Source organism: Pseudomonas sp. GM78, from assembly GCF_000282475.1.
GTDB lineage: Bacteria > Pseudomonadota > Gammaproteobacteria > Pseudomonadales > Pseudomonadaceae > Aquipseudomonas.
The window spans coordinates 95,415-111,731 of the sequence record NZ_AKJF01000081.1; the positions used below are offsets into that span (position 1 = coordinate 95,415).

Below are 16,317 nucleotides of genomic sequence, written 5' to 3' on the forward strand. Positions count from 1 at the left end.
GAGTGAATTCATGCAAGCCGTACAGCGTGAGATTGCTGAACAGCTCAAGGTCCAACCGCCGTTCGCCGACGAAGCTGCCCTCGAAGCCGAAGTCGCCCGGCGGATTACCTTCATCCAGGACTGCCTGGTCAATTCCGGGCTCAAGACCCTGGTGCTGGGCATCAGTGGTGGTGTCGACTCCCTGACTGCCGGCCTGCTGGCCCAGCGTGCGGTCCGTGAGCTGCGCCAGCGCAGTGGTGATGCCGCCTACAAATTCATCGCCGTGCGGCTGCCGTACGAAACCCAGTTCGATGAACATGACGCCCAGGCCTCGGTGGACTTCATCAAACCGGACGAGCGCCACACGGTGAACATCGGCCCGGCGGTCAAAGCCCTGGCCAACGAAGTCGCGGCGTTCGAAGGCAAGCACGCGGTGTCGGTGGATTTCGTGCTCGGCAACACCAAGGCGCGCATGCGCATGGTCGCCCAGTACACCATCGCCGGCGCGGCCCATGGGCTGGTGATCGGCACCGATCATGCGGCGGAAGCGGTAATGGGTTTCTTCACCAAGTTCGGTGACGGCGCCTGCGACCTGGCACCGCTCAGTGGCCTGGTGAAAAACCAGGTCCGTGCCATCGCCCGCAGCTTCGGCGCACCGGAATCGCTGGTGGAAAAAATCCCGACCGCCGACCTCGAAGACCTGTCACCGGGCAAACCGGACGAAGCGTCCCATGGCGTGACCTACGCCGAGATCGACGCGTTCCTGCACGGCGAGCCGGTGCGTGAAGAGGCGTTCCAGATCATCGTAAACACGTACAACAAGACGCATCACAAGCGGGTGATGCCGTTTGCGCCTTGATGGGTGAATGAATGAAAAAGCCCGCCGAGGAGTGATTCTCAGCGGGCTTTTCTTTGGCCAGCACATTTGCTGAAGCCGATGGCCCATTCGTCGGAACGCCGCCCGGAGCCGGCTCGCTCCCACATTTGATCGCGGTCTAATTGTGGGAGCGAGCCTGCTCGCGAAGAACGATAACGCGGTGAACCTGCTTATTTCAGGGTCACAGTGCCTTTCATCATCGAAATGTGGCCCGGGAACGAGCAGAAGAAGCCGTACTTTTCATTGGCATCGAGCTTGGACACGTCGAAGGTCACCGAGTCGGTTTCCTTGGCGCCGATGATCTTGGTGTGGGCGATGATGCGGGCGTCGCCTTCTTTCAGGTAATTCTTGTCGATGCCAGCGCTCAGACCGTCGGTTGCGATCGGCTGCATGTCGGCTTCTTTGCTGATGACCAGGTTGTGGCCCATGACGTTTTTCGGCAGGTTGCCGGAGTGCTTCAATTCCACGGTGAACGTTTTGCAGCTCTTGTCGATTTCAATGGCCTTCGTGTCGAAAGACATCTGGTCAGTGGAGTCAACGGTGACTTTGCACTCGGCAGCCATCAATTGGCTGCTGGCCAGTGTCAACAGGGATACCGCAACAAGTTTGGCAAACATGGTGAATCTCCAAGGCAGGGTGAATGAGAAATGCGAATGAACAGAAGACTGCCTGAAAACTTCGCAAGTTCCTATGACCTGAAGCAAAAACTGTATACAACTTTCGGGCTATGGGACCGATCGAGACAATCTACCAGCCAGGTGTCTGCCCCGGCCCTATCATCAGACTGTCCTCATTTTTCGGAGCGTCTGTCATGTCGATCAATACCCTGTTATGCAGCTTGCTCGCCGCCTATGCCTGCGGTGCCAGCGGAACCTGCGAAACGCCCAGGCGCGAAGTTTAGCCCTTGGAGCGTAGCGCGCCTGCCTTTACCCTGTGGCCCTGATCGACCCTGGAGCAAGGCATGTCTTTAACATCCGTTTGTGTATTCTGCGGCGCCAGCACTGGCACCAACCCCGCTTATCGTGAAGCGGCCGTGGCCCTTGGCCAGGCCTTGGCCGAACGCAAGCTGACCCTGGTCTACGGGGCATCGTCGCCGACGCGGCATTGGCGGCCGGCGGTGAAGTGATCGGCATCATCCCGCAGAGCCTCAAGGACAAGGAAATCGGCCACAGCGGCCTGACCCGCCTGGAAGTGGTCGACGGCATGCATGCGCGCAAGGCGCGGATGGCTGAACTCAGCGATGCCTTCATCGCTTTGCCCGGTGGCCTGGGTACCCTGGAAGAGCTGTTCGAAGTCTGGACCTGGGGCCAATTGGGCTACCACGGCAAACCGTTGGGCTTGCTGGAAGTGAATGGTTTCTACAGCAAACTCACCGGTTTTCTCGATCATATCGTCGGCGAAGGCTTCGTTCGCGCGGCACACCGTGACATGCTGCAGGTGAGCGAATCGCCGCAGATGCTGCTCGACGCCCTCGATCGCTGGCAGCCGACCGTTGCGCCCAAATGGGTCGAGCAAAAACCCGACTAACGACTTAGGCATCGATACAGGGCAGAATACGCGCCGCTCAAACCTCACCTTCGACCCCAGAGGATCGCCCATGGCCAAACCCAATTACTCCTTCGCCAAACGTCAGAGAGACCTGGCCAAGGAACAGAAGAAAGAGGAAAAGCTTCAGCGCAAGAAAGCAATGGCTGACGAAGCGGCACTGAACCCTGACGGTGAAGTCGCGGCCGATGACGATGTTGATGATGTTGATGCACCGAAAGAACAGGCGCCCGACGCCTGAGTCCCTCCGGGCCGGATGATCTGATCAGGCCCACGGATCTGTGTCCAGGGTTGGCGGCGATGCTGCCGACCCTGTAGGAGCTGCCGAAGGCTGCGATCTTTTGATCTTGCTCTTCAATGGCCTGAAAAAGCTCAAGATCAAAAGATCGCAGCCTTCGGCAGCTCCTACAAGGGGGCATGGCTATTCCAATGGCATCACTGTGACGCGAACTTCGGGATCATGGTTGCCTCCGCCCAGAATGACCCCGCGCAACGGCGACACATCGGAGAAATCCCGGCCCCAGGCCAAGGTGATGTGTTCCAGCGCCGGTTGCACATTGTTGGTCGGATCGAAATCCACCCAGCCTGACACCGGGCAAAACACCGAGATCCAGGCATGCGACGCATCGGCGCCAATCAATCGCGGCTGACCGGGCGGTGGCTGGGTCAACAGATAGCCGCTGATGTAGCGCGCAGCCAATCCACGAGAGCGTATGCAAGCGAGCATCAGGTGGGCGAAGTCCTGACAAACCCCGCGCCGGCGTTCCAGCACTTCCACCAGGGGGGTCGCAACCTGCGTCGCTTCGGCATCGAAGGTGAATTCGCTGAAGATTTTCTCCATCAAGGCCTGGACCCCGAGCAACAGCGGCCGCCCCGCCGGAAAGCAGCTCTCGGAAAACTCGACGAAGTTGCGCTTCAAATGCACATAAGGCGATTCGAACCGGTAACGGCAGGCTTCAAGCAATTGCGGTGAAAGCGGCTGGCTGCTGTAGGTCAGCGCGTTGCGGGTGTCCTCCCAAGCTGGGGATCGATTGAAATCGACCAAGGGCCGGGTCAGCACCTCAATCGTCAGGCTGGCGTTGACCAGCAGTTCATCATGGGGGCGCTCGAACGCCAGCCGGGTTAACGGATTGCCGAACACATCCAGCTCATCGCGACGTGAAGTCGGGTCGGGACTGATCTGCAATTGCTGGTCGGAGCAGCGCTGCCACGCACAAGGCCTGGGCCACAAATGCGCCAGTTGCTGGGCCAGGGACACCGGGCTGTCGTAGTGATAATGGGTATCGTGGAAAATCTGGTAGTGAGCGCTCATCAGACGGACACCGTGCGCTGGCTGACATCATCGACGTGGGCGAAGTGACGCAAGGCCAGGCGATCCGAAACCTGCCCGCTGGCATCGGCAATTTCCTGCAGCAGATCGGCCAGCCCTTCGATGGCAGCACGCACGCTGGCGGCGCCAAACAATGGGTTTTCCAGGCAGCCCAGATCGAAGCGCGCCAGACGCTCCACCAACTGTGGCAGGCCCGCTTCGCGAGGTACACCGAAGTCGTCGCACAGGCGTTTGAGCGTGCGGGTCACCAGTTTCAACTGAAACAGCACCGCGTGCGGGTTCTGCTCATCGAGCAACAACAGGTCGAGCACCGGGATCAATTGCGCCACCGCCAGGTACCGCGAACGATAGGTAATGCTGCTGTTGCCCAGCTCCAGCAACCATTCCAGTCCCGCCTGATCGAAAGCCCCGGCGCCACGCAGGAACGCCGCCAGGCTGCCGCTGAGAAACTGCAGGCGTTCGAGCCGCCGGCCGATCATCAGGAAGCGCCAGCCTTCGTCCCGGGTCATGTCGTCCAAGGCAAAACCAGACAGCGCCGCCAGGGACATCACCAGCCGGTTGAGGAAGTCGAGCAACTCGCCGAAGTCCGGTTCATCGGTCTCGAGCTCCATCGCTTCGCGTTGCAGCTCCACCAGCGCCTGCCAGTTCTCCCGCGACAGCTTGCCACGCACCTGCGAGGCCGCCCACTGCAAACGTTGCAGGTTGGAACGCAGGCTGAACGGCCAGTCCTCGCCGAGTATCGCCGCCAGCAATCGCTCCGGCAGTTCGCCTTCATCGGGCAACAGCATCAGTCGTTCGCCAAGATCGACCGCCGCCTCCAGGGCCTGCGGATCATCGCCGTCGACATAACGCGCCAGCATGATTCGCAGCAATCGGGCGCTGTCATCGCAGCGTTCGCAATAACGGCCGAACCAGAACAGGTTTTCCACCACCCGCGACGGCAAATAAGGATCGCGGCGCACCAGGTCATGCACGCCGATATTGCGCTGGGCTGTCCACTGTTCGCCGCTCGGTGAACGTTCGCCCAGCACCCAGGTGTCCTTGCTGGCGCCACCGCGCTGCATCGATACCACCTCGGCATCCGCTTGCGCGGCCACACGGGTCAAGCCACCGGGCAACACCCGATAGCCGTCGCGACTGGCCACCGCATACACGCGCATGCCGATGGCCCGCGGTTGCAGTTGACCGTCCTCGGCCTGCCATATCGGCGCCTGGGACAATTGCGCAAGTTCTTGCGCAACATAAGCATACGGCCGCGCCTGCATGCGCTCGGCGAGCTCCTGGCGCTGTTTTTCACTCAAATCCCGACCGAATAGCGGGGCGAAACTCTGGGACGGAAACGCCGGCTTGATCAGCAGCTCCGGCATTTTTTCAAGGGCCTGGGCCAGCACCGGCGCCTCCCCGCACCACCAGGTGGCAATGGACGGCAGGATCAGTTCTTCGCCAAACAGGAACTGGTTGATCTTCGGCAGGAAACCCAGCAAGCCCGGCGACTCCAGCACACCGCTGCCGAGGGCGTTGGCCACCAGCACCCGACCCTGGCGCACGGCTTCGAGCAGGCCCGGTACGCCCAGGGCCGAGTCGGTGCGCAATTCCAGCGGGTCGCAGAAGTCATCGTCGAGCCGGCGCATGATCGCGTGGACCCGACGCAGACCACTCAGGGTCTTCAGGTAGACCGTGGCATCGCGCACCGTGAGGTCGCCACCTTCCACCAACGGGTAGCCAAGCTGGCGGGCCAGGTACAGGTGTTCGAAATAGCTTTCGTTGAAACGCCCCGGCGTCAGCAGCACCACCAGCGGTGCATCTTCATCACTTGGCGCCTGACGGGCCAGTGTCTCCTGGAGGGTGCGGAAGAATCCCGCCAGGTGCTGCACCTTCAAATCACGATACAACTCGGGAAAGGCCCGAGACACGATGGTGCGGTTTTCCAGAGCGTAGCCAGCGCCGGACGGCGCCTGAGTACGATCGGCCGTTACCCACCAGCGGCCATCGGGTGTACGCGCCAGATCCACGGCGTACAGATGCAAAAAGGCTCCGTCAGGCGGCTTGATGCCCTGACAGGGCCAGAGGAAATTGTTGTGGCCAAATACCAGCTCCGCCGGCAGCAGACCTTCGGCAATCAAGCGTTGCGGGCCATAGAGATCGGCCAGTACGGCATTGAGCAAACGCGCACGCTGGGCGATGCCGGCGGACAATTGCTCCCACTCATCGGCGGCAATCACATGGGGCAGCAAGTCCAGCTCCCATGGCCGATCGGCGCCCTTGGGATCGGCGTAGACGTTATAGGTGACGCCGTTTTCCTGGATCTGCCGGGTCAGCAATGCCTGGCGCTGCACCAACTGCACGGGCGTGCTGCGCTGCAACTGATCGAACAGCCGACGCCAGTGCGGCCTTATGGCACCGCTGTCGTCGAGCAATTCGTGATAGGTGCCCGCCGTCAGCGGGTAGCGGTCTAGCAGGTCAGGCATGGAAAGCTCGGCAGACAGCATTGATCGGTCAGACTAACGCACGCTCATGACGCCCGGATAGACGAAAAATCCGGGCGTCGCGTACGAATTAGAAACGTCGTAAATCGAGTGTCATCGGTAGCTCGTCGTTAATTTCCATATTGGGTATCGGAAGTTTCCCCGGCGTGTGTCCGATTCGGAAGAAACGCGCCATACGCCGGCTCTCGGCTTCATTGGCGTTCACTGGCAACGTCTCGTAGTTGCGCCCCCCCGGATGGGCGACGTGATACTGGCAACCGCCCAGCGAACGGCCCATCCAGGTGTCGAGCAGGTCGAACACCAGCGGCGCATGGACCGGGATGGTCGGCTGCAGGCAGTTGGCCGGTTGCCAGGCACGGAAGCGCACACCGGCGACGAACTCGCCGACCCGCCCAGTGGGCTGCAACGGCACAGGCAGGCCGTTGCAGGTCAGCAGATAGCGTTGCGGCGGCAATCCGTTGAGCTTGACCTGCAGGCGCTCCAGGGACGAGTCGACGTAGCGCACCGTGCCACCGGCCGCGCCCTCCTCGCCCAATACATGCCATGGCTCAAGTGCCTGGCGCAGTTCCAGCGCAATGCCATTGACGGCGTAGTCGCCGACCTTGGGAAAGCGGAACTGCAGGTGCGCCGCAAACCACTCCGTCCGCACCGGATAACCGGCGGCGTTGAGATCGGCGACCACGTCAGCGAAATCCTGTTCGATAAAATGCGGCAACAGGAACCGGTCATGCAGTTCGGTGCCCCAGCGCGCCAGTTTTGGCGGCGCATAAGGCTCGCGCCAGAACCGTGCAACCAATGCCCTCAGCAATAACTGCTGGGCCAGACTCATGCGCGCATGGGGTGGCATTTCAAAGGCACGCAACTCCAGCAAGCCCAGACGACCGGTCGCGCCATCCGGTGAATAGAGTTTGTCGATGCAGAACTCGGCGCGATGGGTGTTGCCGGTCACGTCGATCAACAGGTTGCGCAGCAGGCGATCCACCAACCACGGGGCGCACTCTTCGCCCGGCGCAGGCATCTGGGCGAAGGCGATTTCCAGTTCATACAAGGCGTCGTTGCGTGCTTCGTCGACGCGTGGGGCCTGGGACGTCGGGCCGATGAACAGCCCGGAAAACAGGTAGGACAAGGACGGATGGTTATGCCAGTAGCTGATCAGGCTGCGCAGCAAATCCGGACGCCGCAGAAACGGTGAATCCGCCGGCGTCGCGCCCCCCAGTACGAAGTGGTTGCCACCACCGGTGCCGGTGTGCCGGCCGTCGATCAGGAATTTCTCGGTGGTGAGTCGGGTCTGGCGCGCTTCTTCGTAAAGAAACTCAGTGCGCTCAACCAACTCGTCCCAGGTCGCGGATGGCTGCACGTTGACTTCGATCACGCCGGGATCAGGGGTAATGCGAAAGTTGCTCAGGCGCGGATCGCTCGGTGGCTCGTAACCTTCCAACAATACCGGGCAATCCAGCTCCCGGGCCGTGGCCTCGATGGCTGTCACTAACTCCAGATAATCCTCGACCCGCTCCAGCGGCGGCATGAACAGGTACAACCGGCCTTCCCGTGCTTCGGCGCAGAAGGCGGTGCGGGTCAGCCAGTCGGCGGACTCATCGACCTTGGGTGCCCGATCTTCAATCAACGCCGCCGCGCCCTGGCGCTGCAGTTGTTCCGTACCAGGTAGCGCCGGGAAATCCTGATTGGGATCGTTGGGGTGAATGAACGGATATTCCGCCGCCTTCACCCACGGCTGTGAACCCAGAGGCAGGCGATACCCCAGCGGCGAGTCCCCCGGCACCAGCCGGCAGTGCTCGTCACGCAGGTACCAACGGCCGCTTTGCCACTGATCACCCTTGGCGGTGCGCGCCAAGGGCAGGACCTGGCCAATCACCTTTTCCAGGCCCTGACTGAAGACTTTGCGCAAACGCGCACGCTCCAAAGGCTCTTCGAGTCGCGAGTCTTCGGCGCTGACGTTCTGCGGCAAAGTGCCTTCGCGCCAGAGGTAATAGAAATTGTCTTCGTAGGCTGGAAACACAAAGCGCGTAGGAATGTTCAAGCGCTCGGCGACACTCGCCAGAAAACGCCCGGCCAGCTCGCCATTGGCGCCGTAATCCTGTTGCTCGTCGGCGATCAGCGCGCTGTCGTGCCAGATCGGCACACCGTCGCGGCGCCAATAGCAATTGAGCGACCAGCGCGGCAGTTGTTCGCCGGGATACCATTTGCCCTGGCCAAAATGCACCAGGCCTTGCGGGGCATAACGCTTGCGCATGCGCTGGAACAGTTCGGCGGACAGCCGGCGCTTGCTCGGCCCCAGCGCCGCGGTGTTCCACTCCGCACCGTCCGGATCATCGATGGACACAAAGGTCGGCTCACCGCCCATGGTCAGGCGCACGTCGCCTTCGAGCAGGTCGGCATCGATCTGCCGGCCCAGGGCCTGGATCGCCAGCCACTGCTCTTCGGTGTAGGGCTTGGTGACCCGCGGGGCTTCCCAGATTCGCTCCACCGACATTTCGTGGCTGAATTCGCACTCGCACGGTTCCACCAAGCCACTGATCGGTGCCGCAGAGGATGGATCGGGACTACAGGCCAACGGGATGTGTCCTTCACCGGCAAACAGCCCGGAGGTTGCATCCAGGCCGATCCAGCCGGCACCGGGCAGATATACCTCGCACCAGGCGTGCAGGTCGGTGAAGTCCACTTCGGTACCGGAAGGACCGTCGAGGCTTTTCAGGTCGGCGGTCAATTGAATCAGGTAGCCCGACACGAAACGCGCGGCCAGCCCCAGGTGACGAAGCAGTTGCACCAGCAACCACGCCGAATCACGGCAGGAACCGGAGGCCTGCTCCAGGGTGTGCTCGGGCGTTTGCACCCCCGGCTCCATGCGGATCAGGTAGTTGATGTCTTCGCTCAGACGCTGGTTGAGCGCAACGAGGAAATCCACCGCCGGCAATGGCGTGCGGTCGATGCCATCCAGGTAGGCCTTGAACTTCGGCGTCAGGGGCAAGGTTTCCAGGTACGGCGCCAGCTCCTTGCGCTCGTCGGTCGCGTAAGCGAATGGAATTTTTTCGGCGTAGGGCTCAAGGAAAAAGTCGAACGGATTGAACACCGCCATTTCCGCCAGCAGATCGACTTCGATCCGCAGCTCTTCGGTTTTCTCCGGGAACACCAGCCTAGCCAGGTAATTACCCTGGGGGTCCTGCTGCCAATTGATGAAATGCTGCTCGGGCGAGACTTTCAGCGCATAGGAAAGTATCCGCGTGCGGCTGTGGGCGGCGGGACGCAGGCGAACGATCTGCGGGCCCAACTCGACAGCGCGGTCATAGCGATAATGTGTGACGTGGTGCAATGCGACATGAATCGACACGGCGTGCCTCCTGCGAGCCCTAAGCGTATTGGAAAGCGCGCAAGACTTATGCCATCCAGCAGTGCTGGCGCTTTCTCCCGTTGCAGGAGGCAGTACAGCACCAAAATCGGGCGATGCGGGAAATTGGTTGGAGAGAGTTGCACGGATTTGTGGCGGGAAGTTGTGAAGTCGCCGCCTGTTCGGGCCTCTTCGCGGGCAAGCCCGCTCCCACAGGGAACTGCTGCGAACACGCAATCGCGTGCAACCTCGAACACTGTGGGAGCGGGCTTGCCCGCGAAGAGGCCAGTGGCTCCAGCACAAATGGTTAAACCCGGAAACGCAAAACGCCAACCCGAAGGTTGGCGTTTTGTTCAGCTCAAGCGCGGCTTAGCGCGGCACGACCGGCTTGCGCGCAGGCTTGGGTCCCTTGCCTTTGGCCGCTTCCTTGCGCTCCTTGGCTGCCTGCTGGTTGCGGGCGAATGCCGCCGCCTTGGCCTGCTCACGCTTGTCCCACGGGTTACCGCCATCGCTGGCGCGTGGTGGCAGGCCGGTATGCTGGGTCAGGATCTTGGTGGTCTTTTCCCCTGCAACCTTGTGGCTGCCGGCCGGCGTCGAGTTCTTGCGACGGGCACTCTGGTAGCTGTCGGTGGACGGCTGGTGCAGCGGGATCAACTGGTTCTTGCCCGGCCCGATCAGATCGGCACGGCCCATGCGGGTCAGCGCTTCACGTAGCATCGGCCAGCCTTTCGGATCGTGATAACGCAGGAACGCCTTGTGCAGGCGACGCTGCTCTTCGCTCTTGACGATGGTAACCGCGTCACTCTTGTAGGTGACCTTGCGCAGCGGGTTCTTGCCCGAGTGGTACATCGCGGTGGCGGTGGCCATCGGCGACGGGTAGAACGCCTGCACCTGGTCGGCACGGAAACCATTGCCCTTGAGCCACAGGGCCAGGTTCATCATGTCTTCGTCGGTGGTGCCCGGGTGGGCCGCGATGAAGTACGGAATCAGGTACTGCTCCTTGCCTGCTTCCTTGGAGTACTTCTCGAACATGCGCTTGAACTTGTCATAGCTGCCGATGCCCGGTTTCATCATCTGGTTGAGCGGACCTTCCTCGGTGTGTTCCGGGGCGATCTTCAGGTAGCCACCGACGTGGTGGGTTACCAGCTCTTTAACGTACTCCGGCGACTCGACCGCGAGGTCATAACGCAGGCCGGAGGCGATCAGGATCTTCTTCACACCCGGCAATTCACGGGCGCTGCGGTACAACTGGATCAGCGCCGAGTGGTCGGTGTTCAGGTTCGGACAGATACCAGGGAACACGCAGGACGGCTTGCGGCACGCGGATTCGATTTCCGGAGTCTTGCAGGCTATGCGATACATGTTCGCGGTCGGGCCGCCCAGGTCGGAGATCACGCCGGTAAAACCGGGAACTTTGTCACGAATTTCTTCGATCTCTCGGATGATCGATTCGTGGGAGCGGTTCTGGATGATCCGGCCTTCGTGCTCGGTGATCGAGCAGAAGGTACAGCCGCCGAAGCAGCCACGCATGATGTTCACCGAGAAGCGGATCATGTCGTAGGCCGGGATCTTCTCCTTGCCATACGCCGGGTGCGGAATGCGGGCGTAAGGCATGCCGAAGACGTAGTCCATTTCTTCGGTGGTCATCGGAATCGGTGGCGGGTTGAACCAGACGTCCACTTCGCCGTGCTTCTGCACCAGGGCACGGGCGTTGCCCGGGTTGGTTTCCAGGTGCAGCACGCGGTTGGCGTGGGCGTAGAGCACTGCGTCGTTGCGGACCTTTTCCACCGACGGCAGACGGATCACGGTCTTGTCGCGGGTCATCTTCGGGCTGGCCAGGATCTGCACGACCTTGGCTTCCTGTGGATCTTCAACCGGCCCCTTTTCCTGCTCGATGGCGCAGGCCTGGGTGTCTTGGGTGTTCACGTACGGGTTGATGATCTTGTCGATCTTGCCCGGACGGTCGATACGCGTGGAGTCGACTTCGTACCAGTCTTTCGGTGTGTCGCGGCGAATGAACGCGGTGCCGCGCACATCGGTGATGTCTTCGATCTTGTGACCGTAGGACAGGCGCTGGGCGACTTCGACGATCGCACGCTCGGCGTTGCCGTAGAGCAGGATGTCGGCGCAAGCGTCGATCAGGATCGAGTTACGCACCCGGTCCTGCCAGTAATCGTAGTGGGCGATGCGGCGCAGGGACGCTTCGATGCCACCGAGCACGATCGGCACGTGCTTGTAGGCTTCCTTGCAGCGCTGGCTGTAGACCAGGCTCGCGCGATCCGGACGCTTGCCCGCCAGGCCACCCGGGGTGTAGGCGTCGTCGGAGCGGATTTTCTTGTCGGCGGTGTAGCGGTTGATCATCGAGTCCATGTTGCCGGCCGCGACACCGAAGAACAGGTTCGGCTCGCCAAGCTTCATGAAATCGTCTTTGGACTGCCAGTTCGGCTGGGCAATGATCCCGACGCGGAAGCCCTGGGACTCCAGCAGCCGGCCGATGATCGCCATGCCGAACGACGGGTGATCGACGTAGGCATCACCGGTGACGATGATGATGTCGCAGGAATCCCAGCCAAGCTGATCCATCTCCTCCCTGCTCATCGGCAGGAATGGCGCTGGTCCGAAACATTCGGCCCAGTACTTGGGATAGTCAAATAACGGCTTGGCTGCTTGCATGTCGATAACCGGTGTTGGCTTTCATTGAATTTCGCGGGCGCGGAATATAGCACAAATTTTGACCAATTCCGACGGCTGTGGTCGGAAATTGTGGTGACCTTATCGCTGGCAAGCCAGCTCCCACAAGGACAGTGATAACCCTGTGGGAGCGGGCTTGCCCGCGATGGCGTCCGATCAGGCGCTACAAATCACTCGTCGTCGTCGAAGTTGTAGCTACCCGGCGCCAGGTTCTCGAATCGCGTGTATTTGCCGATAAAGGCCAGGCGAATAAAGCCAATCGGCCCGTTCCGCTGCTTGCCGATGATGATCTCGGCAATGCCTTTGTGCTCGGTCTCCGGGTGATACACCTCGTCGCGGTACACGAACATGATCACGTCGGCGTCCTGCTCGATCGCTCCGGATTCGCGCAAGTCGGAGTTCACCGGGCGTTTGTTCGGGCGCTGTTCCAGGGAACGGTTGAGCTGTGACAGCGCAACGACCGGGCAGTTGAATTCCTTGGCCAAGGCTTTCAGGGATCGCGAGATCTCGGAAATTTCGTTGGTCCGGTTATCACCGCTGGAGCCCGGGATCTGCATGAGCTGCAGGTAGTCGATCATGATCAGGCCGACTTCGCCATGCTCACGTACCAGACGGCGGGTCCGCGCACGCATTTCCGACGGGCTGATACCGGCGGTATCGTCGATGAACAGCTTGCGATCGTTGAGCAGGTTGACCGCCGAGGTCAGGCGTGGCCAATCGTCATCTTCCAGCTGGCCGGAACGCACCTTGGTCTGGTCGATACGCCCCAGCGACGACAACATACGCATGATCAGCGATTCGCCTGGCATCTCCAGCGAGTAAACCAGAACCGCCTTCTCGCTGCGCAACACGGCGTTTTCCACCAGGTTCATGGCAAAGGTGGTCTTACCCATGGACGGACGGCCGGCAACGATGATCAAGTCGGCCGGCTGCAGGCCGCTGGTCTTCTCGTCGAGGTCGGTGTAACCGGTGGACAGGCCAGTGATGGCGTTGTCGGTGTTGAACAGGGTGTCGATGCGGTCGATGGCCTTGGTCAACAGGTCATTCACACCCACCGGGCCGCCGGTTTTAGGCCGGGCCTCGGCGATCTGGAAGATCTGCCGTTCGGCTTCGTCGAGAATCTCGGCGGCGGTACGGCCTTCCGGGTTGAAAGCGCTGTCGGCGATTTCGGTGCTGATGCCGATCAGCTGGCGCAAGGTTGCCCGCTCACGAACGATCTGCGCATAGGCCTTGATGTTGGCGACCGATGGCGTGTTTTTCGCCAGTTCGCCCAGGTAACCGAGGCCGCCGACCTGCGAGGTCTGACCTTCCTTGTCCAGTTGCTCGGACAGGGTCACGACGTCGATCGGCATGTTCTGATCGGCCAGCTTGGCGATCGCACGGAAAATCAGACGGTGGTCATGTCGATAGAAATCGCCGTCGGAGACTTGATCGAGCACGCGTTCCCAGGCGTTGTTGTCCAGCATCAGACCACCGAGTACAGCCTGTTCGGCTTCGATGGAATGCGGCGGCACCTTCAGCGCGGCGGTTTGCAGATCGTATTGCTCGGGAGCAGAGATTTCGTTCATGGCCACTTGGTTTTTTGAAAAGCAGGGGTTTGAAAACGGGTGTTACCAGAAAGACAAAGGGCACGACCTGTGAACAGGATCGTGCCCGATGTTACCGGCAAGCACCCGAGGGTGCCAGCCGACAAGTGCTGCTTAAGCTGCTACCACGACAACGCGTACGGTGGCTTCAACTTCGGCGTGCAGGTGCACGGCTACGTCGAATTCACCTACGTTGCGGATGGTGCCGTTCGGCAGACGAACTTCGCTTTTCGCTACTTCAACGCCGGAGGCGGTCAGTGCGTCAGCGATGTCGTGAGTACCGATCGAACCGAACAGCTTGCCTTCGTCGCCAGCGGTGGCAGTGATGGTCACTTCCAGCTCGGCCAGTTGGGCAGCGCGGCTTTCAGCCGACGATTTACGATCTGCTGCGGCTTTTTCCAGCTCAGCACGACGCTCTTCGAACGCAGCCAGGTTGGCTGGGGTCGCAGCGGTAGCTTTGCCGTAAGGCAGCAGGTAGTTACGACCGTAACCAGCCTTAACGTTCACTTTGTCACCCAGGTTGCCCAGGTTGGTGACTTTTTCCAGAAGGATCAGTTGCATGTGAAAATCCTCTTAACTTTTAACCTTCACCGTTCGCGTCATCGGCGTCTTTCGGCGCCAGACGACCGCGAAAATCAATCAGGCTGTCGACGATGGCCAAGACCACCAGCAACGGATAGATCAGCTGCATGAACAGCAACAGCGTGACGTACAACCCCACCAGCCAGAATCTGGCCAGTCGCTTTTGCGCCACCAGCCCGTGAATCAGGGCCAGCCCGGCGAAAACCAGCGGTACGCTGCACAGCGGTACAAGCATGGACATCTGGACACCGAGATTCGGTGTCACAACCATGCCCGCCAGCAGCAACATCGCGGGACCCAGCGGGATTCGGACGGCGCGAAACTCGCGACCGAAACCACCGGGGTTGTACAACAACGCCTGCCAGTAGCGCCCGACAATCAGGCTCAGCACACTGACGATTTGCAACAAGGCCGCAATCAGGCCGGTCAGGATTGGTGTAATCAGGGACGCGAAACGCGCTTGCTCGTCTACCGACATTTGCTGGTAGACCTCACCGAGTAGCGACGGCATGACTTTTATCAAAGCCTGCGCCAGCATCTCGATCTGGGGACCGAAAACCGCCCCCAGCACCACTGAAAACACCACTCCCATCGCTATGCTGACCAGCAGCACGCGGTTCCAGGACTCGCTTGCGCGCAAAACCAACGCAAGGCTTGCAGACCCCAGCAGCACCAGAAGTGCTCGTGGGTCGTCGGAGTAAAGCCACCAGATCAACGCCGGCAGCAGTCCCAGAGCAAGAACGCCCAGGGCGTCCCTCAATCCGCGCCGCAGGAGCACAAGACATCCGGCGGCAGCACCCAACCAATACAACAACGGCAATGCCGCGCATCCAGCCACTACGAGAGTGGCCTGCATACGGCCCCGCATGATGAACTCAGCTAAGGCACGCATACATTCAATCCTTTGCTACGTGTCGACTGCCCGGTCTCAGCGGCCGTGGCTGTCGGTGTAGGCCAGCAGGGCCAGGAAGCGGGCGCGCTTGATAGCGGTGGCCAGCTGACGCTGATAACGAGCTTTGGTACCGGTGATGCGGCTTGGAACGATTTTGCCGGTCTCGGATACGTAGGCTTTCAGAGTGTTGAGATCTTTGTAATCGATCTCTTTCACGTCTTCAGCGGTGAAGCGGCAGAATTTACGACGACGGAAGAAACGTGCCATTTGATAGGCTCCTTAAAAGGTCCGTGGATTACTCGTCAGCGTTATCGCTGTTGTCGCTGTCATCACTATCAGCGCTTTCAGCGCCTTCGTGCTCAGGACGGTCGCGACGCTCACGGCGCTCACTGCGGTTTTCTTCAGCCTTGAGCATCTCGGATTGGCCGGTAACGGCTTCTTCGCGACGGATGACCAGGTTACGGATCACTGCATCGTTGTAGCGGAAGTTGTCTTCCAGCTCGGCCAGGGCCTTGCCAGTGCACTCAACGTTCAGCATCACGTAGTGAGCCTTGTGAACATTGTTGATTGCGTAGGCCAGTTGACGACGGCCCCAATCTTCCAGACGGTGGATTTTGCCGCCGTCTTCTTCGATCAGCTTGGTGTAACGCTCAACCATGCCGCCGACTTGCTCGCTTTGATCCGGGTGGACCAAAAAGATGATTTCGTAATGACGCATGAATGCTCCTTACGGGTTGTAGCCTGCCGCTCAAAAGCGGTCAGACAAGGAGTGAATGACACTTATGGACTTGTGGACGCTAGACACGTTGGTGCCTGCCATCACAGCAAGGGGCGCAATTGTAGAGAAGGGGCGTGGGAGGCGCAAGGGAATTGGTGATTATTTGAACAACCTTCAATTCATGCCACACCACAAAACACTGTGGGAGCGAGCCCGCTCGCGATGGGGGCGCAACATTCAACATTGATGCTGAATGTAACTCCGCTATCGTCGGAACGCCGCCCGGAG

At 60.5% G+C, this 16,317-nt stretch carries 12 protein-coding genes and 1 pseudogene; 3 read left to right on the plus strand and 10 right to left on the minus strand.

Going from position 1 to position 16,317, the window contains the following annotated elements; genetic code table 11:
* The first annotated feature begins 10 nt into the window (after positions 1–10).
* Entirely contained in the window at positions 11–838 is an 828-nt protein-coding gene (gene nadE, locus PMI35_RS17985; RefSeq protein WP_008058961.1) for an ammonia-dependent NAD(+) synthetase, read from the plus strand.
* A gap of 188 nt (positions 839–1,026) precedes the next feature.
* Here nadE and azu read toward each other — a convergent pair whose 3' ends face one another.
* Positions 1,027–1,473 carry an azurin gene (gene azu, locus PMI35_RS17980; protein ID WP_008058963.1) on the minus strand — a complete coding sequence of 149 codons (447 nt, stop codon included), beginning with the start codon at positions 1,471–1,473 and terminating at the stop codon, positions 1,027–1,029.
* A gap of 344 nt (positions 1,474–1,817) precedes the next feature.
* Here azu and PMI35_RS0132550 point away from each other — a divergent pair.
* Positions 1,818–2,383 (plus strand): annotated as a pseudogene (locus PMI35_RS0132550) (TIGR00730 family Rossman fold protein).
* 70 nt (positions 2,384–2,453) lie between these two features.
* Complete coding sequence (locus tag PMI35_RS17975; protein ID WP_008058972.1) at positions 2,454–2,642, plus strand: hypothetical protein; 189 nt, start codon at positions 2,454–2,456, stop codon at positions 2,640–2,642.
* Between the two features lie 180 nt (positions 2,643–2,822).
* Here PMI35_RS17975 and PMI35_RS17970 read toward each other — a convergent pair whose 3' ends face one another.
* From PMI35_RS17970 to rpsF, 9 genes are all read right to left on the minus strand, one after another.
* Positions 2,823–3,713 (minus strand): transglutaminase family protein, encoded by an 891-nt coding sequence (locus PMI35_RS17970; RefSeq protein ID WP_008058974.1) that lies wholly within the window; start codon positions 3,711–3,713, stop codon positions 2,823–2,825.
* Complete coding sequence (locus PMI35_RS17965) at positions 3,713–6,199, minus strand: circularly permuted type 2 ATP-grasp protein (protein ID WP_008058976.1); 2,487 nt, start codon at positions 6,197–6,199, stop codon at positions 3,713–3,715. Before PMI35_RS17965 ends, PMI35_RS17970 begins: the two co-directional genes overlap by 1 nt.
* A gap of 88 nt (positions 6,200–6,287) precedes the next feature.
* Positions 6,288–9,563, minus strand: a complete 3,276-nt coding sequence (locus tag PMI35_RS17960; RefSeq protein ID WP_008058978.1) for a transglutaminase family protein — start codon at positions 9,561–9,563, stop codon at positions 6,288–6,290.
* 366 nt (positions 9,564–9,929) lie between these two features.
* Positions 9,930–12,233: a YgiQ family radical SAM protein gene (locus PMI35_RS17955; protein WP_008058979.1), complete on the minus strand. Its 2,304-nt coding sequence runs from the start codon at positions 12,231–12,233 to the stop codon at positions 9,930–9,932.
* 188 nt (positions 12,234–12,421) lie between these two features.
* Positions 12,422–13,819 (minus strand): replicative DNA helicase, encoded by a 1,398-nt coding sequence (gene dnaB, locus PMI35_RS17950; RefSeq protein WP_008058980.1) that lies wholly within the window; start codon positions 13,817–13,819, stop codon positions 12,422–12,424.
* A 132-nt stretch (positions 13,820–13,951) separates the two neighbouring features.
* Positions 13,952–14,398, minus strand: a complete 447-nt coding sequence (gene rplI / locus PMI35_RS17945) for a 50S ribosomal protein L9 (RefSeq protein WP_008058981.1) — start codon at positions 14,396–14,398, stop codon at positions 13,952–13,954.
* A 19-nt stretch (positions 14,399–14,417) separates the two neighbouring features.
* Positions 14,418–15,311 (minus strand): hypothetical protein, encoded by an 894-nt coding sequence (locus PMI35_RS17940; protein WP_008058986.1) that lies wholly within the window; start codon positions 15,309–15,311, stop codon positions 14,418–14,420.
* A gap of 36 nt (positions 15,312–15,347) precedes the next feature.
* The gene (gene rpsR / locus PMI35_RS17935; RefSeq protein WP_002551829.1) at positions 15,348–15,578 is read right to left on the minus strand and encodes a 30S ribosomal protein S18; all 231 of its coding nucleotides are present in this window, start codon (positions 15,576–15,578) and stop codon (positions 15,348–15,350) included.
* 28 nt (positions 15,579–15,606) lie between these two features.
* The gene (gene rpsF / locus PMI35_RS17930; protein ID WP_003217491.1) at positions 15,607–16,029 is read right to left on the minus strand and encodes a 30S ribosomal protein S6; all 423 of its coding nucleotides are present in this window, start codon (positions 16,027–16,029) and stop codon (positions 15,607–15,609) included.
* Positions 16,030–16,317: the final 288 nt, after the last annotated feature.